Raw genomic sequence first — 26637 nt, 5'->3', positions numbered from 1 at the left:
GCTTGTCTCCGTTGTATTTGTAGAAGAGGCTCAGGCCAGCGCAGCCAGCTCCGCGGGCATTTCGCCGCGCGGACGCAGGTGGTCTTCGATGAAGGCGGGCGTGATCTCCTCGATGGTGGCGGGGTTCCAGCGCGGATTGCGGTCCTTGTCGATCAGCACCGCGCGGATGCCCTCGGCAAAGTCCTTGTGCGCGCAGAAGCCCAGCGACGCCCAGTATTCGAGCCGGAACACCTCGGCCAGCGACATGCGGTGCACGCGCTGCCAGAGTTCGAAGCTCAGCGCGGCCGAACTCGGCGCGCCCTTGGCAAAGGTCTTGGCGGCGGACTGCAGCCAGGCATCGTCGCTCTGCAGGCTGCGCAGGCGCTCCGCGATGTCGAGCAGGTCGTCGCCGGCCATCAGCGCGTTGATGGTGTCGTAGTGCTCGCGCACCTTGGAGGGCGGCAGCTCGGCGCCCTCGCCGGCACGCGCGAGGATGCGCGAAAGCTCGGCGCGGTCCGCCTTCTGCTCGCCGCGCCAGTGCGTGGCCGCAATCGCTTCGAGCACCTGGCCCTTGCGTTCGTGCGGCACCAGCACGTCGGCCAATCCACAGAAGATGGCGTCGGCCGCATTGAGGTTGGCGGCCGTGAGCGCCAGGAACAGGCCCGTGCGCCCCGGCGTGCGGCGCAGGAACCAGCTGCCGCCCACGTCGGGATAGAGCCCGATGCTGATCTCGGGCATGGCGATGCGGCTCTGCGCCGTGACCACGCGGTGCGAGCAGCCCGACATCAGCCCCACGCCGCCGCCCATCACGATGCCATGGCCCCAGCAGAGGAAGGGCTTGGGAAAGGTGTGGATCAGGTAGTCGAGCTCGTACTCCTCACGGAAGAAGTCTTCGGCGTAGGTGTTGCGGGCGGGGCCGCATTCGAGCAGCGTCTGATAAAGCTGGCGCAGATCGCCGCCGGCGCAGAAGGCCTTTTCGCCGGCGGCCTGCAGCAGCACGCCGACGATGCCGTCGTCTTTCGCCCATTCGCGCAGCTTGGGCGTGAGCAGGCGCACCATGTCCACCGACAGCGCATTGAGCGAGGCGGGTGCGTTGAGCGTGGCGGTGGCAAAGCGCTGGCCGCCGGCGGTCTTGATTTCGTCGAAGAGAACTACGGAGTCGGTCATGTCTTGAGAAAGAGGTTCTGGATGCGGGACCTCAGCGGATATCGCTGTCCCCTTCCAGCAATTTTCGCGCAACGATCACGCGCATGATCTCGTTGGTGCCTTCGAGAATCTGGTGCACGCGGGTATCGCGCACCAGCCGCTCCAGCGGGAACTCGCTCAGGTAGCCGTAGCCGCCGTGCAGCTGCAGCGCATCGTTGCAGACATTGAAGCCCGCGTCGGTCGCGAAGCGCTTGGCCATGGCGCAGTAGGTACTGGCGTCGGCATGGCCCGCGTCGAGCTTGGCTGCCGCGAGCCGCACCATCTGGCGTGCAGCCACCAACTCGGTTGCCATGTCGGCCAGCTTGAACTGCAAGGCCTGAAAGCTCGCGATCGGCTTGCCGAACTGCTGGCGCTCGTGCAGGTAGCGGCGGGCCGCATCGAGCGCGCCCTGCGCCGCGCCCACCGAGCAGGTCGCGATGTTGATGCGCCCGCCGTCCAGCCCCTTCATGGCAATGCGAAAGCCCTCGCCTTCCTTGCCCAGCAGGTTCTCGGCCGGGATGCGCACGTTGTCGAAGTTGATGGCGCGCGTGGGCTGGCTGTTCCAGCCCATCTTGTGCTCCTTCTTGCCGTAGCTCACGCCCGGTGCATCGGCCGGCACCGCGAAGGCCGAGATGCCGCCGGCACCGCCGCCGCCCGTGCGCGCCATCAGCACCAGCACGTCGGTCGCGCCTGCGCCCGAGATGAAGGCCTTGCCGCCGTTGACGACGTACTCGGCGCCCTGCAGCTCGGCGCGCGTCTTGAGCGAGCCCGCGTCCGACCCGGCGCCCGGCTCGGTGAGGCAGTACGACGCGAGCTTGCGCCCGCTCGTGAGGTCTTCGCCCCATTGCGCGGCCACCGCATCGGTCGCCCAGGTGCCGAGCATCCACGTCGCCATGTTGTGGATCGTGATGAAGGCCGTGGTCGAGGGGTCGACCGCGGCCATCTCCTCGAACACCAGCGCCGAGTCGAGCCGCGGCAGCCCGAGGCCGCCGATGCGTTCGGGCGCATAGAGGCCGCAGAAGCCCAGTTCGCCGGCCTTGGCGATGGCCTCTTTCGGAAAGATGGCCTCCGCATCCCACTGCGCCGCATGCGGTGCGAACTCGGCCTGCGCAAAGTCGCGCGCGCTCTGCGCGAAGGCGCGTTGCTCTTCGGAAAGTTCGAAGTCCATTCGCCCTTACTTGAGACTGATCGTGGTGTTGACGCCGTGCGACACGGTGCTGTCGTCGAACCAGCGTGCCGTCACGGTCTTGGTCTGCGTGTAGAACATGATGACCTGCTTGCCGTACGGCCCCAGGTCGCCGAGCTTCGACGCGCGTGAACCCGTGAACGAGAACATCGGCACCGGCACCGGGATCGGCACGTTGATGCCGACCTGGCCCACGTCGATGTCTTCCTGGAAGCGGCGCGCCGCGGCGCCCGACTGCGTGAAGATGGCCGTGCCGTTGCCGTTCGGGTTGCTGTTGATCAGCTCGATGGCCTCGTCGATGTTCTCGGCATCGGCCACGCACAGCACCGGGCCGAACACTTCCTGGTCGTAGATCGTCATGCCGGGCTTCACGCCCGAGAAGATCGTCGGGCCGACGAAGTTGCCCTTCTCGTAGCCCGGCACCGTAGGCTTGCGGCCGTCGAGCTCGAGCTTGGCGCCATCGGCCACGCCGCGCTCGATGAGGCCGTTGACGCGTTCAAACGCGGCGCAAGAAACCAGCGGTCCCACGTCCACGCCCTTATCGGTGCCCGCGCCGATCTTCAGCGTCCTGGCCTTGGCGATCAGTTCGGGCACCCAGTTGCGCGCCTCGCCCACCAGCACCGCCACCGACACCGCCATGCAGCGCTGGCCGGCCGCGCCAAAGCTTGCGCCTGCCAGCGCATTGAGCGTCTGTTCCTTGTTGGCGTCGGGCATCACGATGGCGTGGTTCTTCGCACCCATCATGCATTGCACGCGCTTGCCGGCCAGCGTGGCGCGGTTATAGACGTGCGTGCCGACCTTGGTCGAGCCGACGAAGCTGATAGCCTTGATGTCCTTGTGGTCGCAGATGCCGTTGACCACGGCTTCGCCGCCATGCACCACGTTCAGCACGCCGGGCGGAATGCCGGCTTCGAGCGCCAGTTCACACAGGCGCATGGTGACCATCGGGTCTTGCTCGGAGGGCTTCAGCACGAAGGTGTTGCCGGTGACGATGGCCATCGGGAACATCCACAGCGGGATCATGGCCGGAAAGTTGAACGGCGTGATGCCTGCGCACACGCCCAGCGGCTGCATCAGCGTGTAGGTGTCGACGCCGTTGGCCACGTTGTTGGCCAGCTCGCCGAGCTGCAGGTTGCCGATGTTCGATGCGTGCTCGACCACCTCGAGGCCGCGGAACACGTCGCCCTCGGCGTCCGGCAGCGTCTTGCCCTGCTCGGCGGTGAGGATGGCGGCCAGTTCGCCCATGTTCTCGCGGATGAGCTGCTGGTACTTCAGGAAGATGCGGGCGCGGGCGCCGAGGGGCGTCTTGCGCCAGGTCTTGAAGGCGTCCTTGGCGGACGCCACGGCGGCGTCGAGCTCGGCCTGCGTGGCAAAGGGCACGCGGGCCAGCACCTGCTGCGTGGCCGGGTTGACGATGTCGCGCCATTCGGTGGTCTTGGATTCGACGAACTTGCCGCCGATCAAGAGCTTGACGGTGGCGACCTGGGTCTTGGGGGTGGTGGTGGCGTCCATGGGGTTTTGTCTCCTGTGAATACGGGGCCTGCGTGGCAGGTTCAAGCCGCATCCTAGCTTTGCAGATTTGCCATGACAATAGACAAATATGCGCCATCGCTTTGCAAAAATGCAGAGCCGACCCCACGGAACGCGAGCACATGGACTGGGACAACCTTCGCTACTTTCTGGAACTGGCCCGCTCGGGCACGCTGATGAGCGCCGCGCGCCGGCTCGAGGTGGACCACACCACGGTGGCGCGCCGCATCCAGGCGCTCGAAAAGGAAGTGGGCGCCCCTCTTTTCTCGCGCGAATCGGGCGGCCACCGGCTCACCGAGGCGGGCCGACGGCTGCAACCGCAGGTCGAGGCCATGGAAAGCGCGTTCCAGGCGGTTGAAAGCACCGCACCGGCTTCGCAGGAGGGCCTGTCGGGCCTGATCCGCATCGGCGCCACCGAGGGCTTCGGCACCGTGGTGCTGGCGCCGCAGCTCGCGCTCTTCGCGCAGCGGCATCCCAAGCTCACCATCGACCTGCTCGCCATGCCGCGGCTGGTGCACCTGTCGCGGCGCGAGGCCGACATCGTGATCTCGCTCGAACGCCCGGCGCGCGGCCCCGTGGTCGTCACCAAGCTCACCGACTACACGCTCAGGCTCTATGCCTCGAAGCAGTACCTGGCCGCGCACAAGCCCATCAAGACGCGCGAAGACCTGCGCGGCCATACCTTCATCAGCTACGTGGACGACCTGCTGTTCAGCAAGGAGCTGCAGTACCTCGACGAACTGCACCGTCCCGACACCTTTGCGTTGCGGAGCACGAGTGTGCTCGCACAGCATCAAGCCGTCGCAGCGGGCGCGGGCATTGCGGTGCTGCCGGCCTTCGTGGCCGACCGCGACAAGGCGCTGCGGCCAGTGCTGGCGGGGCAGGCGAGCTTCACGCGCACTTTCTGGATGTCAATGCCGGTGGAGACCAAACATCTGGCACGCATGCAGGCTGTGTGGGAATTCCTGCGCGAAACTGCGGCGGGGCAGCGGGGGCTTCTCTTGCCAGACAGCGCCGTGGGCACATGATGACCGGTGGGCGTTTGTCGAGGGGCAGGCGTTCGGGGCGCGTGCACAGGACACCGGGTACTCCCCTCCGCGAATGTCCCCCGGCCTTCGGCCTCCTCCTTGATTTCGCTGCGGGGAGCACCCGATGCCCTGTGCACCTGGGCACGCTCTTGGTGTACAGCCGATCAACGACCGCTCCGCATAACGATCCCGTCGATGGAGTGCCTTGCGCAGCGAAATAAAGGAGGAGGCCGAAGGCCGGGGGACATTCGCTTCGCCGCGTACCCCGTCGGCGGGATCGCGCCCCGAACAGCGGCGCCACAAACGCACAATGCGGCGAACAGAAGCAAGGAGATCGCATGCCACGTCATCGCCCCGCACGGCTGGAACACATCGCAGGCATTGGCGTCGACCGCATGGGCGCCATCGCCGACGATGCGGACGGTCCGCCCTTTCTCCGGCTCGAAAACCTCGACGTCGATATTCCGCCGGACCCCGAAGCCATCGCGCGCACCGTGCGTGCGGCTTCGGAGGATTCGGACAACAGCTACCTTCCCTTCGTCGGCCAGTCGCGCCTGCGCGAGGTGGCGGCACGGCACGTGTCGGCACTCTCAGGCGTGGGCTACGACGCGCGCAACTGCGTGATCTCCGCGGGCGGCCTCTCGGGCATCCTCAACGCGCTGCTCGCCACGGTTGAAGTGGGCGACGAAGTGCTGGTGACCGATCCGACCTACGCGGGCCTGCTCAACCGCATCCGCCTGGCCGGCGGAACGCCGAAGTACGTGCCCTTCGCCTTCACGCCCGGCGGCGAATGGAAGCTCGATCGCGCGGCGCTGCGATCCGCCATCGGGCCGCGCGTGCGTGTGATGCTGCTGATGTCGCCTTCGATGCCGACAGGCGGCTACTTCGACGAAGACGACTGGTGCGCCATCGCCGCGCTGTGCGTGCAGCAAGACCTGACGCTCATCCTCGACACCGCCATGGAACGGCTCTTGTTCGACGGGCGCCAGGTGATCCATCCTGCCGGCCTGCCCGGCATGGCCGAGCGCACGATCACGGTCGGCTCGTCGGCCAAGGAACTGCGCATGATCGGCTGGCGCGTGGGCTGGACCGTCGCACCCGAAAGCTACATGCCCGACCTCATCGCCGTTTCGCTCGCCAACGTGGTGGTGCCCGTGGGCATCGCGCAGGACGCGGTGGCGACGGCGCTCGAACAATCGGCACACACGCTCAGGCCCTATGTGGCCGAACTGGAACGCCGGCGCGACACGGTGCTCAATGAACTCAAGGGCTTGCCGGTCGGCGTTCCGGCCGGCGGCTGGTCGCTGCTGCTGCGCACAAGCGACTTCGGCATCGACGGGCAGACGCTGTCGGAGCGCCTGCTGGCGCAGCGCGTGTGCGCGACCGCCATGCGGGGCTGGGGCCAGACGCACGGCGCACAGTATCTGCGCTTCGTGTTCTCCAACGAACCGGTCGAGCGGCTGCGCGGGCTCGGCGACAAGGTGCGCGCCGCGCTCGAGGCCTAGGCCCAGACCGGCGCATGGCTGCCCGGCGGCATCGACGGGCGCGGCCACGCGGCCGGCGTGCGCGACAGCTGCGCGCTGTGGCGCAGCGCAGTGAGTTCGCCGAAGCCCGAGGCCGAGGTCTCCACGTAGGGCTTCAGGTCGGGTCTGGCGATCGACAGCCCGCCCGGCAGGCGCCCGAGCCCTCGCAGCCATTGCCCCGTCTGCGCCAGCGACACCTGCACGTGCCAGCTGCCGCCCTCCTGCTGCTGCCGCCAGAGCGCCGCGGCGGCGCCGAGGGCGATCAGGTAGCCCGTGGCCTCGTCGAGGATCTGCATCGGCAGCGGCTTGGGCTTGCCGTCACCGGCCGCTTCGCCTTCGGCCTGGTTGAAACCCATGGCGGTCTGCACGAGTGAATCGAAGCCGCGGCGATGCGCCCACGGGCCTTGCGTGCCATAGGCCGTGAGCGACACGCACACGATGCCAGGCCTGAGCCGCGCGAGTTCCGCCGGTCCGAAACCCAGCGCCTCGATGCCGCCCGGGCGATAGCCCTGCACGAAGACATGGGCCTGCGTGGCGAGTTGCCGCAGCGCGGCGCGGCCAGCTTCGGTGCGCAGGTCCACATGCGCCGACAGCTTGCCGCGGCTGGTCTCGGCAATGGATTCGATGTTGGGCAGGTGCGGCGAATTGACGAGCATCACGTCGGCGCCATACGCTGCCAGCGCGCGGCCGCCTACGGGGCCCGCGAGGATGCGCGTGAGGTCGAGCACGCGCACGCCATCGAGCGGCCGCTGGTCCTCGCGCAGCGGCGGCAGCACGAGCGGCGGTGCATCGCCGATGCGCTCGATCGTGAAGAGCGGTTGCGCCGCAATGGCCTGGCCTTGCGGCGAGGCGTCCCATTCGTCGAAGCGGCGCAGCGCGGTCGCCGCCAGGCCTTGCGCGGCGGCTGCGTCTTCGAAGTCGAGCGCGCGCCAGGTCGCCATGACAGCCTCGGCCTCCGCGCGCGTGGCGGCGGCCGGATCGAGCTTCATCAGCCGCAGCGCACCATCGCGGTGGTGCGCGAAGTTCGCGTGAATGCGGACCCAGCCGTCGGCGCAGCGGTACAGCCCGGAAAACGTGTCCCACAGGTCGGGCACGCGGCCGTCGAGGCTGAACCACCCGGTGCAGTCGAGCGCCGCGTGCCTCATGTCGACGGCCACTTCCTGGCGCTCGGCGCCGCGCAAATGCCCCAGTTCGCAGGCCGCGAGCGCTGCCGCCGCGATGGTGCTCTGCGCGGCCGTACCCACCGCGAAGGACGACGGCAGCACCGGGTCTTCGCCCGTGAGCCGCGCATGTTGCAGGGCCTCGACCGGCAGGCCCGCCCGCCGCCAGATGCTGTCCAGGGCTTCGCTCGCATTCATTTCATTTCTCCAGAACGTCCAAAGCAAAAAGGCAGGGCCCGCTCTCGCGGCCCTGCCCTTTATCGTGGTTGCGTGGGCAGCCTTACTGGATCAGCCTGGCGCCGGTCTTGGCCTGCAGCGTGTCGAAGCTCACGCCCGGCGCGAGCTCGACCACCTTGAGACCTTCGGGCACCACGTCCATCACGGCCAGGTCGGTGATGATGCGGTCGACCACGCCCACGCCGGTCAGCGGCAGCGTGCACTTCTCGAGGATCTTGAGGTCCTCGGTGCCGTCCTTCTTCTTCGCGACGTGCTCCATCAGCACGATCACGCGCTTCACGCCAGCCACCAGGTCCATGGCACCGCCCATGCCCTTGACCATCTTGCCGGGGATCATCCAGTTGGCGAGGTCGCCCTCCACGCTGACCTGCATGGCGCCGAGGATCGACAGGTTGATCTTGCCGCCGCGGATCATCGCAAAGCTGTCGTGGCTGCCGAAGATGGCCGAGCCGGGAATCGTGGTCACGGTCTGCTTGCCGGCGTTGATCAGGTCGGCGTCGACCTGGTCTTCGGTCGGGAACGGGCCGATGCCGAGCATGCCGTTCTCGCTTTGCAGCCACACTTCCTTGTCGCCGACGAAGTTGGCCACCAGCGTGGGAATGCCGATGCCCAGGTTCACGTAGAAACCGTCTTCGAGTTCTTGCGCCGCACGCGCGGCCATTTGGTCTTGGGTCCAGGGCATCTCAGGCTCCTTTGTTGTTCTTGACGGGCGCGGGTACTTCGCTGCCGGCGGCGGCCTGCGCAATGGCGGCCTGCGCTTCGACCTTGGCGGCGGCCGCATCGGCCGGCGCGGCCGCGCTCACGGTGCGTTTCTCGATGCGCTTCTCCGGGTTGGCGTTGAGCACGATGCGATGCACGTAGATGCCCGGCAGGTGGATGTCGTCAGGGGCCAGTTCGCCCACTTCGACGATCTTCTCGACCTCGACGATGCAGATCTTGCCGGCCATGGCGGCGGCCGGGTTGAAGTTGCGCGCCGTGAGGCGAAAGCGCAGGTTGCCCGACTTGTCGGCCACGTGGGCCTTCACCAGCGCCACGTCGGGCACCAGCGAGCGTTCCATCACATAGGTTTCGCTGTCGAATTCGCGCAGTTCCTTGCCTTCGGCCACCTGCGTGCCGACACCGGTCTTGGTGAAGAAGGCCGGAATGCCCGCGCCGCCCGCGCGCAGCTTTTCGGCCAGCGTGCCCTGGGGCGTGAATTCGAGCTGCAGTTCGCCCGCAAGGTACTGGCGCTCGAACTCCTTGTTCTCGCCCACGTAGGACGCGATCATCTTCTTGATCTGGCGCGTCTCGAGCAGCTTGCCGAGGCCGAAGCCGTCGACGCCCGCGTTGTTGGAGATGCAGGTGAGATCCTTGACGCCCGAGTCGTGCAGCGCGTCGATCAGCGCCTCGGGAATGCCGCACAGGCCGAAGCCGCCGACCGCGAGCGTCTGCCCGTCGGCCACGACCCCCTTGAGTGCCGCGTCTGCGGAGGGATAAATCTTGTTCACTCGGGCTCCTTGATGGATGTGGAGAGTTGGCGAAAGCTTCGAAGAAGAGCCTTGAACGATACTACGTAGTCGCATACGTAGTATTTCGTAATGGTGACCCCCGATGCCCGAGATCGATTACCGGCTGGCTTTTGAACATGCGCCCGTCGGCATGGTGGTGTCGAGCAACCGCACCATCGTGGCCTGCAACGAGCGGGTGTGCGAGATTTTCGGTGCAACGCCCTCCGCATTGGTCGGGCATTCGTTCAGCATCCTGTACCCGAGCGTGGCCGAGTTCGAGCGCATCGGCAAGCGCATGGAGCCGTTCCTGAACGCCAGCGGCCGCTACGCCGACAACCGCATGATGAGGCGCCTGGGCGGCCTGCACGGCGCCATCGCCGGCGAAACCTTCTGGTGCCATGTCACCGGGCACGCCATGAACCGCGCCGCGCCGCACGAGGCCGGCATCTGGACCTTCGAGGACCTGGGCTCACGCCGCGCGGTCAAGGCCGAGCTCACGCCGCGCGAGCGCGAGGTGGCGGCGCAGGTGATGCGCGGGCTCACGTCCAAGGAGATCGGCAAGGCGCTGGGCATCAGCCACCGCACGGTGGAACTGCACCGGGCGCGGCTGATGCGCAAGTACGCGGCGGCCACCACGGCGGAGCTGGTGCAGAAGCTCATTGCGGGTTAGAGGTCGATCTCCAGGCTGGCTGCATCCACGCCCCGGAAGCCTGGATTTTCAGAACGAAAACTCTTTAACGGGAAACATAGCCCTTTTCAAGGATCCGTCCATCGCTAGCGTCAATGACAAACCACGCGCAAGTTCCCAGAGCCATGGCATTGGTGCGAATATTCCACTGCCCACGGTCCTCGAGCTTGCCGAACCAAGATCGGCGCTGTCTCAACACGGCTTCAACGGGCTCGCCAAAGGCCCAACCCAGCGACTGTGCCTCGGCTCTGGCGATCGCCAGTGCGGTCTGCTCGTCAATCATGGTTTGTGTTTGGGATCTGGCCGCCACTCACCCCGACCCAGAAGCTGGAGCCACCGATAAGAATTCGGCCGATGTACATGCCTTCCACCGCTAGTTGAGACACGGTGACGTACCCGTTCTGGATCGGGAAACGGTACGCGCCAAGTGCCTGAGCCAAGCCATGCACTTTCAGCTGTCCGTAACCTTCCGCCAACGCTTCCTCGAGGTAACGCAGAAGCGAAGATCGTGAATAAGCAGACCAACGCAGTTCCGCACGCAGTTGACGCAATGGGCCGGTCCGCGGCGAAAAATAGCGATGAACCAACTCATGGAAAAGCGTGATCCGCTGCTCGGTGAGGCTCTGACTGCGAGCAATGCTGACGTCGCCGAACAGACTGGTGGAGCCCGCGATCCCGCCAGGCAGCGACTCGGGCCGACTGAGCCGCAGCGCATTCCCTGCAGGAGGAGGTGTCCCAACGTTGGGCAAAGGCTCGACTTTCGGTACGCCACGCTCTATTACCGTACGGGCGGCACCGCGCATCAGCAGCGCCTGGATCGCCGAAATTCCAAGCAAGGAAATCGCTTTTGCAAAGTGCTCGGCAGCCTGATCGAGATCCGCATCCGACCGGCCATTTACCGCCTTCTGCACAAAATCGGTGAGCTCACTGGCTCCTGAAAATACAGACATGCCGAGCGCAGCGAAGCCCACCACGAGCAGAATGATGTCGACGATTTCGCCCACGCCGAAGAAGTGCGAGCCAGCCCACACGATCAGCGTCCCGGCGACGATCGCAAGCGCCTCGGGCTGCAACATCGCCATGACGGTCGATCGTGCTTCGCTTGGCAACAGAGGCAGGGCCCGCCGCATGGTTTCGCCGACTCGGTCTGTCACTGACATTTCCAGTACTTCAGCCACAAATTCCCCCTTGAGCACACCAAGAAAACGACCGTTTGGTTGATTGGTTTTCTCGCCCGAGGCTACCAGCGCGACGCATGCGTGCACCGGCCTTTTTGCGCACTTTCGCCAAAAGTCCACGGGGTTGAAAACCCGATACTTCCCTACTAAGTCGGCCGCCTCGGCGCGGGGCGAACGCCGGGCCCGTGAGCTTACTCAATCCGGCTTGATGTCCGCCGCCTTGATCACCTTCGCCCAGGCCGCCAGTTCCTGGTCGACGAACTTGCCCAGCGCCGCCGGATCCATGTAGGTGGCAAAGGCGCCCTGCTCGTCCACCTTCTTGCGGAACGACTCGCTCTCGACGATCTTCCTGATCTCGGCGCTGAGCTTGTTGACGACCTCGGGCGGCGTCTTTGCCGGTGCGAACACCGCGAACCACGACTCCACCTCGTAGCCCGGCAGCCCCGCCTCGGCCGAGGTCGGCACGTCGGGCATCGACGGATGGCGCTTGCTGCCCGTGTATGCCAGCGGCTTGATGCGCCCGCCCGCGAAATGGCCGATGACCGAGGGCGGCGTGGTGATGAACATGTCGACGTTGCCCGCGATCAGGTCGTTGATGGCCGGGCCCGAGCCCTTGTAGGGCACGTGCGTCATCGGCTGCTTGGCCTGCCGCGACAGCAGCTCGCCCGCGATGTGCTGGATGGAGCCGTTGCCCGACGAGGCGTAGAACAGGCCGCCCTCTTTCTTCTTCTTGCCATACTCGATCAGTTCCTTCATCGAGTTCACGGGCAGCTTGCCGCTCACCGCGACCACGTGCGGCGCGCGCATCACCAGCGCCACCGGCACGAAGTCCTTGGTCGGGCTCCACTTGATCTGCGGAAAGAGCGCGGGGTTGCCGACGTGGTAGCCCGAGTACTGCATCAGCAGCGTGTAGCCATCGGGCGCGGCGCGCGCGACGGCCTCGGTGCCGATGTTGCCGCTGGCACCGGGCCTGTTGTCGACCACGATGGGCTGGCCCAGCGCGCGCTGCAGCGGGTCGGCCACCATGCGCGCCATGATGTCGGTGGACCCGGCGGGCGCGGTGGGCACGATGAAGGTGATCGGTTTCGAGGGCCAGGTGTCGGCGCTGGCCGCGGCGGCCGCCAGCGCGAGGCCTGCGGCTATCAAAAGGCGATGAGCGGGTTTCATGATTTGTCTGTCTCCGGTGTTTTTGGGTTGCATTCGAAGCCGGCCCGTCAGGGCGCCAGCTCGGATATTTCGATGAGATTCAGGTCGGGGTCGCGCACATAGACCGATCGGATGCGCGAGGTGGAGCCGGTTCGCATCACGGGGCCTTCGAGGATCGGCACGCTGTTGCTCTTCAGCCGCGCAATCACATCGTCGAGCGGCACGCTCGCGATGAAGCACAGGTCCAGCGAGCCCGGCGTCGGCAGCTGCGCCTTGGGCTCGAACTCGTGCCCCTTCACATGCAGGTTGATCTTCTGGTGGCCGAAGCGGAAGGCCTTGCGATTAGCGCCGAAAGTCTCCAGCGCCATGCCCATCACGTCGATGTAGAAGCGGGTGCAGGCCGCCTCGTCGGCGGTGGTGAGCACCAGGTGGTCCAGATGGTCGATCATGCGTGCAGCTCCTTGGCTCGGCGCGCATGCGCACGCGCCGCGATGTCGTTGAAATCCGCCGGCGGCGCATGCCGCGTGAGCCGGTGGCCGGCGCGGGAAACCTGGCTCGGCAAGCCGTGCTGCACCAGGGTCTCGAGCTCCGACGCGGCATCGATCAGCCCCTGCAGATCCATGCCGGTGTCGTAGCCCATGCATTGCAGCATGTGCACCACGTCCTCGGTGGCCACGTTGCCGGTGGCACCGGGCGCATACGGGCAGCCGCCGATGCCGCCCAGCGACATGTCGAGCCGCTCGATGCCCGCCTCGACCGCGGCCACCGTGTTTGCCAGCCCCATGCCGCGCGTGTTGTGAAAGTGCGCCGTCCATTGCAGGTCGGGGTGCCTCGCCATCACGGCCTCGCAGAGGGCCTGCACCTGCGTTGGATAGGCCATGCCCGTGGTGTCGCACAGCGTGACGCCCTGCACCTGAAGCGCCGCGAAGCGGTCGATCCATTCCAGCACGGCGGCCAGCGGCACCTCGCCTTCCATCGGGCAGCCGAACACGCAGGAGAGCGACACGTTCACCGGCACGCCGGCCCGACTGGTCAGCGCGACGACCTCGGCCAGCTGCGCGAACGACTGCTCGCGCGTCATGCGCAGGTTGCTGAGGTTGTGGGTCTCGCTCACCGACATGACGATGTTGAATTCGCCGATGCGGCTCTCCAGCGCGCGCTCGGCCCCGCGCAGGTTCGGCACCAGCGCGGTGTAGACCACGCCGGGGCGGCGCGCGATGCGCTGCATCACTTCTTCGCCGTCCCGCAGCGCCGGAATCGCCTTGGCGGAGGTAAATGAAGTCACCTCGATCTTGGCGTAGCCGAGTGTGCCGAGGCGATCGATGAGCGCGATCTTCTCGTCGGTAGGGATGAAGCGGCTTTCCATCTGGAAGCCGTCGCGCGTGGCCACTTCGTTGATGAAGAGCCGCTTGCCGTTGCCTGCCTTCATACGGCCTCGCTTTCCTCGCTGCGGCGCGCCGGCCAGCCCGTGCCCCGCAAGTCGCCGGTGTGTTCGCCGAGCTGCGGCGCGGGATGCGCGATGCGCCCCGGCGTGGCGCTGAGCTTGGGCACCACGCCCGGCACCTTGAGCATGTCACCGTCGGCGGTGGTCGCCTCGACGATCATCTGGCGCGCCAGGTACTGCGGATCGGTGGCGATGTCGGCCACCGTGTAGATGCGCCCGACCGGCACGCCGGCTGCATCGAACACTGCCAGCACCTCGTCGCGGCTGCGCTGCAGCGTCCAGGCCTCGATGGCGGCGTCGATCTCTTCCACCCGCTGCACGCGGCCGTCGTTGTGCACGAGCTGCGGATCGTTCTCCAGGTCCGTGCGGCCGATGGCGCGCATCAGCCGGCGGAAGATGCTGTCGCCGTTGCCCGCCACGAGCACGTAGTGGCCGTCGCTGCACTTGTAGGCATTGGTCGGCGCAATGCCCGGCAAAGCGCTGCCGGCGCGCTCGCGCACCGCGCCGAAAGCGTCGTATTCGGGCAGCAGGCTTTCCATCACGTTGAAGACCGACTCATAGAGCGCCACGTCGATGAACTGCCCCTCGCCGCCATGGGCCGTGCGGTGGTGCAGCGCCGTGAGCACGCCGATCACGCCATGCAGCGCCGCCAGCGTGTCGCCGAGCGAGACGCCCACGCGCACCGGCACGCGGCCCGGCTCGCCGCTCAGGTAGCGCAGCCCGCCCATCGATTCGCCGAGCACGCCGAAGCCCGGCTTGTCGCGATACGGGCCAGTCTGCCCGTAGCCCGAGATGCGCAGCATGATGAGCCGCGGGTTGAGCGCATGCAGCTGCTCCCAGCCCAGACCCCAGCCTTCGAGCGTGCCGGGCTTGAAGTTCTCGATCAGCACGTCGGCCTCGAGCGCCAGGGCGCGCACGGCCTGCTGGCCTTCGGCGCTGCGCAGGTCCAGGCACACCGAGCGCTTGTTGCGCGACTGCACCTCCCACCACACCGAAGTGCCTTCGCGCAGCAGCCGCCACTTGCGCAGCGGATCGCCGACGCCGGCGGGCTCGACCTTGATCACGTCGGCGCCGAATTCGGCGAGCGTCTTGCCCGCGAACGGGCCGGCAATGAGCTGGCCGAGCTCCAGCACCTTGAGGCCTTCGAGTGCGTTCATATCTGAATGTCTCCTGTGGGAATGCCTCCACTCTAGGAACAGATCGCGGCCAACGGAATTGCTTTGATGGCAGCAGCCCTTCGCAAAACGCGAAGGCTTTCTAGAATGGACGGATGGCCGTCCCCATCAACCCCGCCCGCGTCGACTTCGTCACGCTGCGCCTGTTCTGCGCCGTGGCCCGGTCGGGCAGCATCACCAAGGGCGCGGAAGCCTGCCACCTGGCGCTCTCGGCGGCCAGCCGGCGGCTTTCGGACTTCGAGGCCGCCACAGGGTCGAAGCTGCTGGAACGCAGCTCGCAAGGCATTGCGCTCACGCCTGCCGGCCACGTGGCCATGCAGCATGCGATGCGGCTGTTCCAGGGCTTCGAGCAGTTCAGCAACGAGCTTGGCGACTACTCGAGCGGGGTGCGCGGCCATGTGCGGCTGTGGGCCAACATGTCGGCGCTCACCGAATTCCTGCCGGCCACGCTGGCCACCTTTCTGGGCCAGCACCCGGACATCCGCGTCGAAGTCGAGGAGCAGCTGAGCGGCGACATCGTGCGCGCGCTGGTCGACGGCCTGGCCGATGTGGGCGTGTTCGCCGAGAACACGCCGGCCTACGGCCTCGACGTGGCGCCGTTCCAGACCGACGAGCTGGTGGTTCTGTGCGCCCGGCAGCATCCGCTCGCGCGCACTCGCCGGACCGATTTCAAAGCCTGCCTCGCGCACGAGTTCGTGGGCCTGAACCGCAGCAGCTCGCTGCTCGAGCTCACCTCGCGCGCGGCCGAGCAGGCCGGCATTCCGATGCGCCTGCGCGTGCAGGTGCGCAGCTTCGATGCGATGTGCCACATGATCGCGGCCAACCTCGGCATCGGCGTGGTGCCGCTCGCGGCCTGCAAGGCGCAGGTGAGCGCGCTCGGCCTCAAGGTGGTGCGGCTCAAGGACGCCTGGGCCGTGCGCCGGCTGCTGATGGCCACCAAGACCGGCGAGACCTTGTCGCCGGCGGCGCAGCTGCTGGTCGGGCAGTTGATGGCGTCGTCCACCTGAAATCTGAAAGCGCGGCCGGAAGACCATCGTCGTCAACCGATTGATTCACGAGACGGGCTACACCATTGCCCGAAACCGGCTCCCGTTTCGACCATCCTGGGCGCGAATTCGCTGGCCACGGTCGATGCCTACCTGGTAGATGCTGGACAGCTCGCAAGGCCGCCAGAAGATCGCCCCGTCGAACGCCGTGGAGATATCGATCTTCGCCAGCCGGTAGAACCCCAGCACGACGCCTTGTGCAAATGCGGAAATCAGCGGCTCTGCGTGCTCGGCTCTCCTGAAGTTGCTGCGTATCAGTTTCCCGCCCTGCTCCATGAGCTTCAGCGCGCGGCTCGACGCAGTCGCGGTACTCTCCATCGGCACTCGCAAACACCAAAGCGCGGACCCGAGCGTCCACACGCTATGGCGCGGTACCTCGTCGAATCGAGCCCCTTCGATCGTGATCTGCCTTGCACGAATTTCGCCGAAGTCGAGATGGTCTTGACCATAGAAGAATTTGACAAACCGTTCAGCTTTCCTCATCGCGGCGAACTCGCTCCGCGCCATCTTTTCCGTGGCCCTTAGGCCTGAAACATGCTCGACAAGAAAATCGAACTCTTCTGACGACATCCGGCGACCGGACGCCGTGCCACGGTCATGCCAGTCAGCCAGCTGCGCCAAGGTCTTGCACTCCATGAAAGTCCTGTCGAAGGGCGAATCTGGAGAGAAGCAGGAGAGCCGCTTGGGCCTGCCTTGAATCCGTTTCATGACAGGACGCCTCAGTTCGCCATCTGCTTGCCCGCTATGGGCACTTTGGACACGCCGATACGGTTGGGGTAGAGGGTGTGGGCACGGACCGCGCCCAAGAAAAAAATCCTGCACTTCATTTCGAGCCTTCCCTGATCTTTTTTTAGATATCGCGCAGGCTGGCCTCCAGTCTTGCGCGGAATGATCGTAGCCGAAAGGAAACCATATCCCGTGAAATCTTATTCCGTGGAGGTTTATGCATGAGGAATAGACCATCCATGCATGGCCAAACCTCTGCCCCCTGAAAAGCAAAAAACACCTGAACTGGTGCTTTTCGGGGAGGCTGTTCGCCGTCGGCGCAAGGAGCTCGGCTATTCGCAGGAAGCCTTCGGCGATGCATGCGGCATAGACCGCAGCTACATGGGCGGCATCGAGCGCGGCGAACATAACCTCGCCCTGGTCAACATCCTGAAGATCATCAGGGCGCTGGACATTCAGCCTTCGGAGTTCTTCAAGGAGCTGGACAAGCCCGCGAAGAAGAACAAGTCAACATAGCGAGCTGCGGCTGGGCTCCGCCTGCGGTCAGACAGCCTTGGGCAGCTCGAATCCCGCCTTGAGCGTTTCGCGCAGATGGCTCACGAACAAGTTGACCGCGCGCGGTATGTGCAGCGAGTAAGGCCGTATGGCGTAGATCTGGTCGGCGAAGGCGCCCGTGGGCTGCCAGTCGGGCAGCACCTCGACCAGCTTGCCCGCCTGCAGACCCGATTGCGCGCTGAAGTCGGGCAGGAGCGCAATGCCGAGCCCCGCCTGGGCGGCGTCGCGCAGTGCCTCGCTGTTGTTGGCCGCCAGCGGGCCGCCGATGGGCACGGTCACGCGCTCGGCCTGGCGCGCGCGGCCGCCGCGCCGCTCGAACGACCACACGTTGGTTTCCTGCCCGCGCGGATAGTGCAGGCAGTCGTGCTCCGTCAGCGCGGGCGGCGCCAGCGGCGTTCCCCGGCGGCGCAGATAGGCACGGCTCGCCACCAGCACCGAGCGCGTGTCGCACAGCCGCCAGGCCACGTGCGTATCGGGCGGCGATGCCGCATGCCGCACCGCCAGGTCGAAGCCTTCCGTGGCCAGGGAGCTCAGCCGGTCGGAAAGCTCCATTTCGACGCGGATCGACGGATGCGCCAGGAGAAAGTCGGCGAGCCTGGGCAGCAACTGCTGCCGCCCCAGCGCCACCGGCGCGGTCACCCGCACCAGGCCGCGCGGTTCGCCCGCATGGTCCCGCGCCTCCAGGAAGCTGTGGGCGATCTGCTCGAAGGGCTCGCGCGTCTGGTCGACCAGCTGCTGCCCGGCCTCGGTCAGCCGCATGCTGCGGGTGGTGCGCCGCACGAGCGTGACGCCCACGGCCCGCTCCAACTCGGCGATGCGCTGGCTCATGGCCGCCTTGCTCACGCCCAGGCGCGCCGCGGCGGCGGTATAGCTGCCCTGCTGGCCGAGCACGATCAGCCAGTGCAGGTGCATCCAGAGCGATTCGGCTTTTTGCAGATCCATGGTGGGATTGTTCACTATAGCGAACAAACAGTTCAACTTTAGCGTCTAGGCAGGCGCTCTTCCCTTTCCTAGACTGTCGCATCACTCCACTCTTGGCGGTATCCATGACCCAGCAGATTGCCCATTTCATCGGCGGCCAGCACGCCGCCGGCGGTTCCACCCGCACGCAGGACGTCACCAACCCGGCGTCCGGCAAGGTCACGGGCAAGGTGGCGCTGGCCGCCCAGGCCGACGTCGATGCCGCGGTGGCCGCCGCGCAGGCCGCCTTTCCCAAGTGGGCCGACACGCCGCCGATCCGCCGCGCCCGCGTGATGTTCAAGTTTCTGGAGCTGCTCAACCTGCACAAGGACGAACTCGCGCACATGATCACCGCCGAGCACGGCAAGGTGTTCACCGACGCGCAGGGCGAAGTTTCGCGCGGCATCGACATCGTCGAGTTCGCCTGCGGCATCCCGCAGCTGCTCAAGGGCGACTTCACCGACCAGGTCTCCACCGGCATCGACAACTGGACGCTGCGCCAGCCGCTCGGCGTGGTTGCCGGCATCACGCCCTTCAACTTCCCGGTGATGGTGCCGATGTGGATGTTCCCGGTGGCCATTGCCGCGGGCAACACCTTCGTGCTCAAGCCCAGCCCGACCGACCCGACCCCATCGCTGCGCATGGCCGAGCTGCTGAAGGAAGCGGGCCTGCCCGACGGCGTGTTCAACGTGGTGCAGGGCGACAAGGTCGCGGTCGATGCGCTGCTCGAGCACCCCGATGTCAAGGCCATCAGCTTCGTGGGCTCCACGCCCATTGCCAACTACATCTACGAAACCGGCGCCCGCAACGGCAAGCGCGTGCAGGCCCTTGGCGGCGCAAAGAACCATATGGTGGTGATGCCCGACGCCGACATCGACCAAACGGTGGATGCACTCATCGGCGCCGGCTACGGCTCGGCCGGCGAGCGCTGCATGGCCATCAGCGTGGCCGTGCTGGTGGGCGACGTGGCCGACAAGATCATTCCCAAGCTCGTCGAACGCACGAAAACGCTCAAGGTGCTCGACGGCGAGAACCTCGCGGCCGAGATGGGCCCGATCGTCACGCGCGCGGCGCATGAGCGCATCACCGGCTACATCGCCCAGGGCGAAAAAGAAGGCGCGAAGCTGCTGGTCGATGGCCGCGGCTTCGACGGTGCGATGGCAGGCCAGGGCTGCGGCGACGGCTTCTGGATGGGCGGCACGCTGTTCGACCACGTCACGCCCGAGATGCGCATCTACAAGGAAGAGATCTTCGGCCCGGTGCTCTCCTGCGTGCGCGTGGCCAACTTCAAGGACGCGGTCGACCTGGTCAACGGCCACGAGTTCGGCAACGGCGTGAGCTGCTTCACGCGCGACGGCAACGTGGCGCGCGAGTTCGGCCGCCGCATCCAGGTGGGCATGGTCGGCATCAACGTGCCGATCCCGGTGCCGATGGCATGGCACGGCTTCGGCGGCTGGAAGCGTTCGCTGTTCGGCGACATGCATGCCTATGGCGAGGAAGGCGTGCGCTTCTACACCAAGCAGAAGTCGATCATGCAGCGCTGGCCCGAGAGCACGCCCAAGGGCGCCGAGTTCGTGATGCCGACCGCCAAGTAGCGTTTTGCCGGCGGCGAGAAGAGCCGCCGGACATGGGAGCGGCACGAACGAAAAGCTGACTTGCCCCTTGGCGCGGGAGCGGCCAGACTTGCGCATGACCCTGTGCCAGCGCCCATGACAACAAGCAAGAGGCCCGCGCGAAGCCTGTCGCCCGTGCCTTCCACCTTGCGGATTCCCCTTGCCGCGCGTGCCTCGGGCGACGCGATGTTTCCACAGATGGCCGTGCGGGACGCCTACGCCGCATCGATCCTCGAAAAGATCCGCGACGACGGGCAGGCCCTCCCCGAAGACCGGGCCACCATCTACGGCATCCTGAGCCGCACGCGCCGCTTCCGCAGCCTCGCGCAGGAGTTCCTCGAGCAGCATCCGGGCGCGCGCGTGGTGAACATGGGCTGCGGGCTGAGCCACTACTACCAGTGGCTCGACGACGGAAAGTGCCGCATGACCGACGCCGACCTGCCCGAGGTGCTCGCGCTGCGCCGCGAGCTCATTCCCGAAACCAATACGCGCCACGATGCGCGCGCGCTCGACCTCACATCGGCCCATTGGTGGGAGCAGCTCGACCTGCCGCGCAAGCGCCAGGGGCGGCCGGTCTTTCTCTTTACCGAAGGCGTGCTGATGTACCTCCAGCCGCCACAGGTGCAGGCCGTGCTCGCGACCTTCGGCGAGCGCGCCCCCGCAGGCTCGGTGCTGGCCTTCGATGCGATGTGCTGGCTGGCCGTGGGCCGCGCCGCGCAGCATCCGTCGGTGCGGGCCACCGGCGCGGAGTTCCATTGGGGCCTGCGCAAGGCCGCCGAGCTGACGCAAGCCCATCCGCGACTGCGCCTCGATGCCACCTACCGGGTGCTCGAAGGCATCGGCCTGCCCTACGCCCTGTTCGCGCCGCTGATGCTGATGCTGCTCGGTGTACCGCTCTATGCCGTCTACGCGCTGGGCGTGGCCGACAGCGCCGATACATAAACGCACAAATTTCTCAGGTCCCGGCCTTGTCCGGCCCGCGCTGCGCAGCTTGGCTGACGCAGGAAGCCGCGCTGCCGCGGCATGCTCGCCGCTCTTGTGCGCGGAGAACCCGACTCCGGCTGCATTAGGATTGTTTTTCCGAAGCCGACCGGCACCAGCCGCCGGCCGCGCCGCTTTCCCCCCAGACTCGCAACCCTCAAGAAACACATGCTTGATCGCCGATCCTTCCTTGCCGCAGGTGGTGCCGCCGCCGCACTCGCCGCCCTTGGACTGCCCGAAGAGGCATTGGCCGCCAACGGCCTGAAGCTGAGCCAGCCTTCGCCCTTCTCGTTCGACCGCCTCGTGGCGCAGGCCAGGCGCCTGGCCGGGCAGCCCTATGCCGCCGCCACGCCGCTCGCACCGGAGGTGCTCGAGAAGATCGACTACGACGCGCACGGCAAGATCAAGTTCGACCCGGCCAATGCGCTCTTCCGCGACGGCCCGGGCGCGTTTCCGGTCACCTTCTTTCACCTCGGCCGCTTCTTCCAGACGCCGGTGCGCATGCACGTGCTCGAAAACTCCGATGGCGATGCCTTCGCGCGCGAGGTGCTCTACAGCCCTTCGTACTTCTCGATGCCGCCCGACAGCCCGGCGCGCGCGCTGCCGGCTGGCGCGGGCTTTGCGGGCTTTCGCCTGCAGGAAAGCCGCCTGGGCGACCAGAGCAAGCTCGACTGGCAGAAGAACGACTGGGTCGCGTTCCTGGGCGCCTCCTACTTCCGCGCGATCGGCGAGCTCTACCAGTACGGCCTGTCGGCCCGCGGCCTTGCGCTCGACGTGGCGGTACCCGACAAGCCCGAAGAGTTCCCGACCTTCACGCGCTTCTATTTCGAAACGCCGGCCGCGAACAACACCACCTCGATGACGGTCTACGCACTGCTCGAAGGGCCGAGCGTCACGGGCGTGTTCAAGTTCGTGATGCAGCGCGGCAAGGCCGTGATCATGGACATCGACTCGCGCCTGTTCCTGCGCCGCGACGTGTCGCGCCTGGGCCTGGTGCCGCTCACCTCGATGTACTGGTACTCGGAAACCATCAAGCCCACCGCCATTGACTGGCGCCCCGAGGTGCACGACTCCGACGGACTGGCCATCTGGAACGGCGCGGGCGAGCGCATCTGGCGCCCGCTCAACAACCCTGTGCAGACGCGCGCCTCGGCCTTTGCGGACGCCCGGCCGCGCGGCTTCGGGCTGCTGCAGCGCGACCGCGTCTTCGACAATTTCCAGGACGGCGTCAACTACGAGAAGCGCCCGAGCCTCTGGATCGAACCACTGGGCGATTGGGGCGAAGGCTCGGTGCAGCTGATCGAGATCCCGACCGACGACGAGATCCACGACAACATCGTCGCCTTCTGGGTGCCCAAGGCCGATGCCAAGGCGGGCGCGAGCTACAGCCTGCAGTACCGGCTGCACTGGACCGACCAGGAACCCTTTCCCTCGCCGCTCGCGCGCTGCGTGGCCACGCGCATCGGGCGCGGCGGACAGCCGGGCCAGCCGCGCCCGCCGGGCGTGCGCAAGTTCATGGTGGAGTTTGTCGGGCAGCCGCTTACCACCGTGCCCTTCGGCGTGAAGCCCGAGCTGGTGCTGACGGCGCCGCGCGGCAAGTTCTCCTACGTCTTTGCCGAGGCCGTGCCCAACGGCGTGCCGGGCCACTGGCGCGCGCAGTTCGACTTCACGCCCGAGGGCAACGAGCCCATCGACATGCGGCTCTATCTGAAGAATGGCGACCAGACGCTGACCGAAACCTGGCTGTTCCAGTACCAGCCGGTGTGATCGTCACGCGGCGCGTGGTGCGCTGCAGGAGCTTCACGCGCAGCCGGGCCTACGTCACGTCCGCGCGCGCGACGATCTCGCGCAAGTCCGCCCCCGTGCCCAGCGTTCCCATGACGCCGGCGTGCTGACCGCCCAGGCGCGACGCCACGAAGCGCTGCGCAATGGCGCCCGGACTGTGCCTGCACATCTCGCTCGCCTGAAGTGCCAGCGCCATGCGCGTCACGACGGCGCGCGCATTGCCCTCGTCGATCGCACCGCCGCACAGATCGGCGCGCAGACTGGCGATGAACTTCACATGCGCTGCGTCGGTATTTTGCGGTGGGGCGATTTCATCGAGGAACACATCGAGCGCGCCCTTTTCGCGGCCGAGCGCGCGCACCACGTCCATGCACATCATGTTCGTCGTGCCTTCCCAGATCGAATTGAGCGGCGCCTCGCGGTACAGCCGAGCGATGGGGTTCTCCATGATGAAACCGTTCCCGCCGTGGACCTGCAGTGCTTCGTAGACGAAATACGTCGCACGCTGGCAGTTCCAGTACTTGACCACCGGCGTCGCCACGCGCGCAAAGAGCCGCTCCGATTCGTTCGACGCCATGCTGTCGGTCGCCCGTGCGACGCGCATCGCCGACAACATGGCGGCCTCGCTTTCCAGCGCCAGGTCGGCCAGCACATTGGTCTGCATCGGCAGGTCGGCCATCCGGCGCCCGAAGCCGTCGCGCGTGGATGCGTGGTGGATCGCCAATGTCAGTGCCTGCCGCATCAGGCCCGCCGAGCCCACGGCAAAGTCCAGCCGCGTCAGGTGCGCGTGCGACAGGATCTCGCGGATGCCGCGTCCCTCCTCGCCGACCAGCATCGCCCAGGTCCTGTTGAACTCGACCTCGCTCGACGCATTGGAACGGTTGCCGCACTTGTCTTTCAGGCGCTGCACGGCAATGCGATTGGCGCTGCCGTCGGGCAGGAAGCGCGGAACGAAAAGGCAGCTCACGCCGGACGTCGTCCGTGCCAGCGTGTAGAAGCCGTCCGAGGTGGGAACCGAGAAGAACCACTTGTGGCCCGTCACGCTGTAGATGCTCGCGCCGTTCTCGGTGCCGGCGAAGGTGGCCGTGGTCTGGGTCTGGCGCAGGTCGGAGCCGCCTTGCTTCTCGGTCATGGCGTAGCCGATCACGGCGCCCGTCTTTTGGGGCAGCGGAAGGCGGCGTGGGTCGTAGTGCCCGGAGAGCGTCTTCTCCCGCCACATCGCAAACTCCGGCCGTCCCGCAAAGCCGGCGCAGGCCGCGTATGCCATGCCCGTGGGGCAGCCGGTGCCGTTCTCGACCTGGTTCCACAGGTAGCTCAACACCGCCCGTGCAAGGTGTCCCGACGGCTCATCGGTTGTCCAGGCAAGGCTGGGGACGCCGTGGGCGAACCCCAGCGCCATCAGTCGATGCCAGGCGGGGTGGAACTCGACCCAGTCCAGGCGGTTGCCGAAACGGTCGTGCGTTCGCAGCTGCGGGCTGTGCTCGTTGGCCAGCCGCGCGAGCTCCTGCACCTCTTCGTTGCCTGCCAATGCGCCGAGTGCCGTCGCATTCGGCATGCTCCAGGCCGCATGGCGCGCCACGAGGTCTCGCAGCGCCACATCGCCTGTGAACGCGTTGTGGCCGACGCAAGGATCGGCCTGGTTGAATACCTTGTGCGTATCGGTGCCGTCGCCCAGGGCCGACTGAAACTCCGGTACGGTGCTCTCGAGAGGCATGTTCATACGGTCTCCATCCAGCGAGTGATTGCGCTGCGGGCATGGTGAAGCATTTCGCGCGATTCGTGAATCTGATCTTCGCCGGGGTCGGGCATCCGGTGCACCGATGAAATGGCACAGCCTTTGCTTGACTCCAAGTCCCGCGACCTGGCTCACCATCGGGTGCCATGCCATCGGTGGAACGCCCCCAAGCCGTTGCAGCTGCTCATCCAGACGGAGGTTTTCGTTGGCCAAGCTGGACCCGCTGAATACATCGCGCTACTGGCATGTGCCCGGCATGCCGGGCATGGACATGCTGCATGCGGACTTCACCACGCACGAATATGCACCGCACGTGCACCATTCCTACGTCATCGCAGTCACCGAGACCGGCGGCGCGGAGTTCAAGAGCCGCGGCCGCACTGGCATGGCCCACCAGCAGGCGCTGCTCGTCTTCAACCCGGCCGAGCCCCATTCGGGCCGCATGGGTGGCAGCGCGCGCTGGCGGTACCGCGCCGTCTACCTGGCCGAGCCGGGCATCAGGCACCTGATGGCCACGCTGGGGATCGATCAGCCCCGGTACTTCGGGTCCAACACCTTCGACGACCCGGACCTCATCGCCAGCTTTCTGGAGCTTCACCGCGCGTTCGACGGCCACGGCGCGCAGTGGGACCCGCTGCGGCAGCAGGAGTTGTTCGTTCACAGCTTCGGCACGCTCTTCCATAGCCATGCGCAGCCGGGGCAACGCGTGCTCCAGGCGCCCACGGATGCGCGCGTGCTCGCGCCGGTGCTCGAACTGCTGCGCGACGCCTTCTCGGAGCGATTGACGCTCGAACAGATGGCGGCAGCGGCCAGGCTGACGCCATTTCAACTGATCGGCGCCTTCAACCGCACGATCGGCTTGACGCCCCACACCTACCTGACGCAGCTGCGCCTGCGGGCCGCCATCCGTCACCTCGCAGACGGCCGGCCGCTGATCGAAGCCGCCATCGCGAGCGGCTTCTACGACCAGAGCGCCCTCACCAGGCACTTCAAACGCACCTTCGGCATGACGCCGCTGCAGTACGTGCGCGCCCGGATCTGCTGAGGACTCCCACCCCCGGCGCTCGCGCCGCGGGCTGAACCCCCCTGCTTCTTTTTTTCGCTGCGCCCGGGCAGCGGGTTCCATGCGCGCATCCGCTTTCTGGCGCAGTGGACTGCAACTGCAATTTTTACCAATACGGGTGCCCGGAGGTTCTTTATCGTGCAGCTAAATGGTTTGCAGCCCTGCACACAGTAATCAATTGGTTTTCAATGACGTTGAACTCACAGGTGACCCATGCAAAATGTCGATCGCAGCCTTACCGGCTCTTCCCTCGCAGGCTCCGCCATCCTGCTTGAAATAGGTGCCGAATACGGAATCATCGAAATTCTCCAGAATTCGCCGGTCGTGGACGCCGCTACCGCGTCCAGGTCCTGTGGAATCAAGGAGTCCGTGATTTCCGCCTACCTCGATTCCCTGAGCAAGGCAGGCATCATCGAGGTGCTGAGCACGGGAGCACCGGCAACCTACAAGGCCGGCAGCAATTTTGACGAATTGATCAACGAAGTCGGATATCTCTCCTGGGCACTGCGCGCCTGCGCCCCCTTGATCAACAATGCCAAGGAATTCTCGGAAAACAACGAGGAGGCGCAAATCAAATACCCCCGCAGCGGCGGATTGGTTGCGCGCACATCGAAATGGATGGGCGAGAAATCCTTTTATCCGCAGCCCGAAAATGCCATTGTTGCCATGGCTCCCAGGAAAATCGTGGACCTTGGGTCCGGTTCTGGCGGATTCCTGATTCGCATGCTCAAGAAGATTCCGGGCTCCAAAGGCGTCGGCATCGACCTCAGCCCCTCGGCCACCGAACAAGCCGTTCGCGCCGCCGGTGAAGCGGGCATGAGCGACAGGCTGCAATTCGTCACCGCCCCTATCCAGGTTCTGGTGGAAGACGCCTCCCTCATCAAGGACGCGGACATCATCCACGCAGGATTCGTCATGCACGATCTTCTTCCTGCCGAGGAAGAAACCCTCGACGCCCTGCTGCGCGCCTGCGCCGCCCACGCCATCAAGGGCACGCTGATCATCGTGGATGCCATTCCGGTTGCGCCGTCCAATTGGGAAAAGCCATTCGCCGCGGCGTTCAATCATTTGCATAACCATTTCATGTCCAGAAAGCTTCTGAGCGAAGAAGAATGGACTGAAAAATTGTTCCGCGCAGGCTTTACGAATGTGCGGGTCGAAGTACTGGATCACCCTGGAGGGCGCATGTTGATGGCAAGCAAGTAACAAACTTCCACGGCATTTTTT

At 66.2% G+C, this 26637-nt stretch carries 25 protein-coding genes; 10 read left to right on the top strand and 15 right to left on the bottom strand.

What is annotated here, in order from left to right:
- Nucleotides 1-30: 30 nt before the first annotated feature.
- The 3 genes from QFZ47_RS23160 to QFZ47_RS23150 are packed head-to-tail and all read right to left on the bottom strand — an operon-like array spanning nucleotide 31 to nucleotide 3862.
- Entirely contained in the window at nucleotides 31-1146 is a 1116-nt protein-coding gene (locus tag QFZ47_RS23160) for an enoyl-CoA hydratase/isomerase family protein (RefSeq protein ID WP_307657862.1), read from the bottom strand.
- 31 nt (nucleotides 1147-1177) lie between these two features.
- Nucleotides 1178-2332, bottom strand: coding sequence for an acyl-CoA dehydrogenase family protein (locus QFZ47_RS23155; RefSeq protein WP_307657861.1), 1155 nt, complete (start codon nucleotides 2330-2332; stop codon nucleotides 1178-1180).
- Between the two features lie 6 nt (nucleotides 2333-2338).
- Nucleotides 2339-3862, bottom strand: coding sequence for a CoA-acylating methylmalonate-semialdehyde dehydrogenase (locus QFZ47_RS23150; RefSeq protein ID WP_307657860.1), 1524 nt, complete (start codon nucleotides 3860-3862; stop codon nucleotides 2339-2341).
- 140 nt (nucleotides 3863-4002) lie between these two features.
- On the opposite strand from QFZ47_RS23150, the gene QFZ47_RS23145 reads away from it, so the two are divergent.
- Complete coding sequence (locus tag QFZ47_RS23145) at nucleotides 4003-4908, top strand: LysR family transcriptional regulator (protein WP_307657859.1); 906 nt, start codon at nucleotides 4003-4005, stop codon at nucleotides 4906-4908.
- A 338-nt stretch (nucleotides 4909-5246) separates the two neighbouring features.
- The gene (locus QFZ47_RS23140; RefSeq protein ID WP_307657858.1) at nucleotides 5247-6413 is read left to right on the top strand and encodes a pyridoxal phosphate-dependent aminotransferase; all 1167 of its coding nucleotides are present in this window, start codon (nucleotides 5247-5249) and stop codon (nucleotides 6411-6413) included.
- Here the strand turns inward: QFZ47_RS23140 and QFZ47_RS23135 are convergent.
- From QFZ47_RS23135 to QFZ47_RS23125, 3 genes are all read right to left on the bottom strand, one after another.
- Entirely contained in the window at nucleotides 6410-7789 is a 1380-nt protein-coding gene (locus QFZ47_RS23135) for a CoA transferase (protein WP_307657857.1), read from the bottom strand. The genes QFZ47_RS23140 and QFZ47_RS23135 overlap by 4 nt on opposite strands.
- An 82-nt stretch (nucleotides 7790-7871) precedes the next feature.
- Nucleotides 7872-8510 carry a 3-oxoacid CoA-transferase subunit B gene (locus QFZ47_RS23130; RefSeq protein ID WP_307657856.1) on the bottom strand — a complete coding sequence of 213 codons (639 nt, stop codon included), beginning with the start codon at nucleotides 8508-8510 and terminating at the stop codon, nucleotides 7872-7874.
- Nucleotide 8511: 1 nt separating this feature from the next.
- Nucleotides 8512-9315 (bottom strand): CoA transferase subunit A, encoded by an 804-nt coding sequence (locus QFZ47_RS23125; RefSeq protein WP_307657855.1) that lies wholly within the window; start codon nucleotides 9313-9315, stop codon nucleotides 8512-8514.
- A gap of 103 nt (nucleotides 9316-9418) precedes the next feature.
- On the opposite strand from QFZ47_RS23125, the gene QFZ47_RS23120 reads away from it, so the two are divergent.
- Nucleotides 9419-9985: a LuxR C-terminal-related transcriptional regulator gene (locus QFZ47_RS23120; RefSeq protein ID WP_307657854.1), complete on the top strand. Its 567-nt coding sequence runs from the start codon at nucleotides 9419-9421 to the stop codon at nucleotides 9983-9985.
- 64 nt (nucleotides 9986-10049) lie between these two features.
- On the opposite strand, the gene QFZ47_RS23115 is transcribed toward QFZ47_RS23120, so the two are convergent.
- The 6 genes from QFZ47_RS23115 to QFZ47_RS23090 all read right to left on the bottom strand — a co-directional run bounded on the left by QFZ47_RS23115 (nucleotide 10050) and on the right by QFZ47_RS23090 (nucleotide 14928).
- The gene (locus QFZ47_RS23115; RefSeq protein WP_307657853.1) at nucleotides 10050-10286 is read right to left on the bottom strand and encodes a hypothetical protein; all 237 of its coding nucleotides are present in this window, start codon (nucleotides 10284-10286) and stop codon (nucleotides 10050-10052) included.
- Complete coding sequence (locus tag QFZ47_RS23110) at nucleotides 10279-11268, bottom strand: hypothetical protein (protein WP_307657852.1); 990 nt, start codon at nucleotides 11266-11268, stop codon at nucleotides 10279-10281. The genes QFZ47_RS23115 and QFZ47_RS23110 overlap by 8 nt, the downstream gene beginning before the upstream one ends.
- Nucleotides 11269-11376: 108 nt before the next feature.
- Nucleotides 11377-12348 (bottom strand): Bug family tripartite tricarboxylate transporter substrate binding protein, encoded by a 972-nt coding sequence (locus QFZ47_RS23105; protein ID WP_307657851.1) that lies wholly within the window; start codon nucleotides 12346-12348, stop codon nucleotides 11377-11379.
- A gap of 47 nt (nucleotides 12349-12395) precedes the next feature.
- Nucleotides 12396-12776, bottom strand: coding sequence for a VOC family protein (locus QFZ47_RS23100; RefSeq protein ID WP_307657850.1), 381 nt, complete (start codon nucleotides 12774-12776; stop codon nucleotides 12396-12398).
- Nucleotides 12773-13756 carry a hydroxymethylglutaryl-CoA lyase gene (locus QFZ47_RS23095; protein ID WP_307657849.1) on the bottom strand — a complete coding sequence of 328 codons (984 nt, stop codon included), beginning with the start codon at nucleotides 13754-13756 and terminating at the stop codon, nucleotides 12773-12775. The genes QFZ47_RS23100 and QFZ47_RS23095 overlap by 4 nt, the downstream gene beginning before the upstream one ends.
- Nucleotides 13753-14928 carry a CaiB/BaiF CoA transferase family protein gene (locus tag QFZ47_RS23090; RefSeq protein ID WP_307657848.1) on the bottom strand — a complete coding sequence of 392 codons (1176 nt, stop codon included), beginning with the start codon at nucleotides 14926-14928 and terminating at the stop codon, nucleotides 13753-13755. Before QFZ47_RS23090 ends, QFZ47_RS23095 begins: the two co-directional genes overlap by 4 nt.
- 113 nt (nucleotides 14929-15041) lie before the next feature.
- Between QFZ47_RS23090 and QFZ47_RS23085 the strand changes: the two genes are divergently transcribed.
- The gene (locus QFZ47_RS23085; protein WP_307657847.1) at nucleotides 15042-15953 is read left to right on the top strand and encodes a LysR family transcriptional regulator; all 912 of its coding nucleotides are present in this window, start codon (nucleotides 15042-15044) and stop codon (nucleotides 15951-15953) included.
- Between the two features lie 57 nt (nucleotides 15954-16010).
- On the opposite strand, the gene QFZ47_RS23080 is transcribed toward QFZ47_RS23085, so the two are convergent.
- Nucleotides 16011-16700, bottom strand: a complete 690-nt coding sequence (locus QFZ47_RS23080; RefSeq protein ID WP_307657846.1) for a hypothetical protein — start codon at nucleotides 16698-16700, stop codon at nucleotides 16011-16013.
- A 261-nt stretch (nucleotides 16701-16961) separates the two neighbouring features.
- Here QFZ47_RS23080 and QFZ47_RS23075 point away from each other — a divergent pair, with 261 nt between their 5' ends.
- The gene (locus QFZ47_RS23075; RefSeq protein WP_307657845.1) at nucleotides 16962-17234 is read left to right on the top strand and encodes a helix-turn-helix domain-containing protein; all 273 of its coding nucleotides are present in this window, start codon (nucleotides 16962-16964) and stop codon (nucleotides 17232-17234) included.
- 27 nt (nucleotides 17235-17261) lie between these two features.
- On the opposite strand, the gene QFZ47_RS23070 is transcribed toward QFZ47_RS23075, so the two are convergent.
- Nucleotides 17262-18215 carry a LysR family transcriptional regulator gene (locus tag QFZ47_RS23070; protein WP_307657844.1) on the bottom strand — a complete coding sequence of 318 codons (954 nt, stop codon included), beginning with the start codon at nucleotides 18213-18215 and terminating at the stop codon, nucleotides 17262-17264.
- Nucleotides 18216-18319: 104 nt separating this feature from the next.
- On the opposite strand from QFZ47_RS23070, the gene QFZ47_RS23065 reads away from it, so the two are divergent.
- From QFZ47_RS23065 to QFZ47_RS23055, 3 genes are all read left to right on the top strand, one after another.
- A complete protein-coding gene (locus QFZ47_RS23065; protein ID WP_307657843.1) occupies nucleotides 18320-19828 on the top strand; it encodes a CoA-acylating methylmalonate-semialdehyde dehydrogenase in 1509 nt (502 codons plus the stop codon).
- A 114-nt stretch (nucleotides 19829-19942) separates the two neighbouring features.
- Nucleotides 19943-20788 carry a class I SAM-dependent methyltransferase gene (locus tag QFZ47_RS23060; RefSeq protein WP_307657842.1) on the top strand — a complete coding sequence of 282 codons (846 nt, stop codon included), beginning with the start codon at nucleotides 19943-19945 and terminating at the stop codon, nucleotides 20786-20788.
- 207 nt (nucleotides 20789-20995) lie between these two features.
- Nucleotides 20996-22594 (top strand): OpgD/OpgG family glucan biosynthesis protein, encoded by a 1599-nt coding sequence (locus QFZ47_RS23055; protein ID WP_307657841.1) that lies wholly within the window; start codon nucleotides 20996-20998, stop codon nucleotides 22592-22594.
- 49 nt (nucleotides 22595-22643) lie between these two features.
- On the opposite strand, the gene QFZ47_RS23050 is transcribed toward QFZ47_RS23055, so the two are convergent.
- Entirely contained in the window at nucleotides 22644-24332 is a 1689-nt protein-coding gene (locus QFZ47_RS23050) for an acyl-CoA dehydrogenase family protein (RefSeq protein WP_307657840.1), read from the bottom strand.
- 220 nt (nucleotides 24333-24552) lie between these two features.
- Here QFZ47_RS23050 and QFZ47_RS23045 point away from each other — a divergent pair, with 220 nt between their 5' ends.
- Nucleotides 24553-25392 carry an AraC family transcriptional regulator gene (locus tag QFZ47_RS23045; protein ID WP_307657839.1) on the top strand — a complete coding sequence of 280 codons (840 nt, stop codon included), beginning with the start codon at nucleotides 24553-24555 and terminating at the stop codon, nucleotides 25390-25392.
- 231 nt (nucleotides 25393-25623) lie between these two features.
- Nucleotides 25624-26616: a class I SAM-dependent methyltransferase gene (locus QFZ47_RS23040; RefSeq protein ID WP_307657838.1), complete on the top strand. Its 993-nt coding sequence runs from the start codon at nucleotides 25624-25626 to the stop codon at nucleotides 26614-26616.
- The last annotated feature ends 21 nt before the right edge of the window (nucleotides 26617-26637 follow it).

It is taken from the genome of Variovorax paradoxus (assembly GCF_030815975.1).
Classification (GTDB): domain Bacteria; phylum Pseudomonadota; class Gammaproteobacteria; order Burkholderiales; family Burkholderiaceae_C; genus Variovorax; species Variovorax paradoxus_N.
The sequence above is the reverse complement of the archived record's forward strand: the minus strand, read 5'-3'. Positions and strand labels throughout refer to the sequence as shown.

Bases quoted from the DNA above. Each gene is read 5' to 3' on its own strand.
- QFZ47_RS23050 (WP_307657840.1), bottom strand. From the start codon at position 24,332: ATGAACATGCCTCTCGAGAGCACCGTACCGGAGTTTCAGTCGGCCCTG.
- QFZ47_RS23150 (WP_307657860.1), bottom strand. From the start codon at position 3,862: ATGGACGCCACCACCACCCCCAAGACCCAGGTCGCCACCGTCAAGCTC.
- QFZ47_RS23090 (WP_307657848.1), bottom strand. From the start codon at position 14,928: ATGAACGCACTCGAAGGCCTCAAGGTGCTGGAGCTCGGCCAGCTCATT.
- QFZ47_RS23070 (WP_307657844.1), bottom strand. From the start codon at position 18,215: ATGGATCTGCAAAAAGCCGAATCGCTCTGGATGCACCTGCACTGGCTG.
- QFZ47_RS23115 (WP_307657853.1), bottom strand. From the start codon at position 10,286: ATGATTGACGAGCAGACCGCACTGGCGATCGCCAGAGCCGAGGCACAG.
- QFZ47_RS23075 (WP_307657845.1), top strand. From the start codon at position 16,962: ATGGCCAAACCTCTGCCCCCTGAAAAGCAAAAAACACCTGAACTGGTG.
- QFZ47_RS23065 (WP_307657843.1), top strand. From the start codon at position 18,320: ATGACCCAGCAGATTGCCCATTTCATCGGCGGCCAGCACGCCGCCGGC.
- QFZ47_RS23080 (WP_307657846.1), bottom strand. From the start codon at position 16,700: ATGAAACGGATTCAAGGCAGGCCCAAGCGGCTCTCCTGCTTCTCTCCA.
- QFZ47_RS23085 (WP_307657847.1), top strand. From the start codon at position 15,042: ATGGCCGTCCCCATCAACCCCGCCCGCGTCGACTTCGTCACGCTGCGC.
- QFZ47_RS23100 (WP_307657850.1), bottom strand. From the start codon at position 12,776: ATGATCGACCATCTGGACCACCTGGTGCTCACCACCGCCGACGAGGCG.
- QFZ47_RS23060 (WP_307657842.1), top strand. From the start codon at position 19,943: ATGACAACAAGCAAGAGGCCCGCGCGAAGCCTGTCGCCCGTGCCTTCC.
- QFZ47_RS23040 (WP_307657838.1), top strand. From the start codon at position 25,624: ATGCAAAATGTCGATCGCAGCCTTACCGGCTCTTCCCTCGCAGGCTCC.
- QFZ47_RS23105 (WP_307657851.1), bottom strand. From the start codon at position 12,348: ATGAAACCCGCTCATCGCCTTTTGATAGCCGCAGGCCTCGCGCTGGCG.
- QFZ47_RS23135 (WP_307657857.1), bottom strand. From the start codon at position 7,789: ATGAATGCGAGCGAAGCCCTGGACAGCATCTGGCGGCGGGCGGGCCTG.
- QFZ47_RS23140 (WP_307657858.1), top strand. From the start codon at position 5,247: ATGCCACGTCATCGCCCCGCACGGCTGGAACACATCGCAGGCATTGGC.
- QFZ47_RS23145 (WP_307657859.1), top strand. From the start codon at position 4,003: ATGGACTGGGACAACCTTCGCTACTTTCTGGAACTGGCCCGCTCGGGC.
- QFZ47_RS23160 (WP_307657862.1), bottom strand. From the start codon at position 1,146: ATGACCGACTCCGTAGTTCTCTTCGACGAAATCAAGACCGCCGGCGGC.
- QFZ47_RS23095 (WP_307657849.1), bottom strand. From the start codon at position 13,756: ATGAAGGCAGGCAACGGCAAGCGGCTCTTCATCAACGAAGTGGCCACG.
- QFZ47_RS23155 (WP_307657861.1), bottom strand. From the start codon at position 2,332: ATGGACTTCGAACTTTCCGAAGAGCAACGCGCCTTCGCGCAGAGCGCG.
- QFZ47_RS23120 (WP_307657854.1), top strand. From the start codon at position 9,419: ATGCCCGAGATCGATTACCGGCTGGCTTTTGAACATGCGCCCGTCGGC.
- QFZ47_RS23055 (WP_307657841.1), top strand. From the start codon at position 20,996: ATGCTTGATCGCCGATCCTTCCTTGCCGCAGGTGGTGCCGCCGCCGCA.
- QFZ47_RS23130 (WP_307657856.1), bottom strand. From the start codon at position 8,510: ATGCCCTGGACCCAAGACCAAATGGCCGCGCGTGCGGCGCAAGAACTC.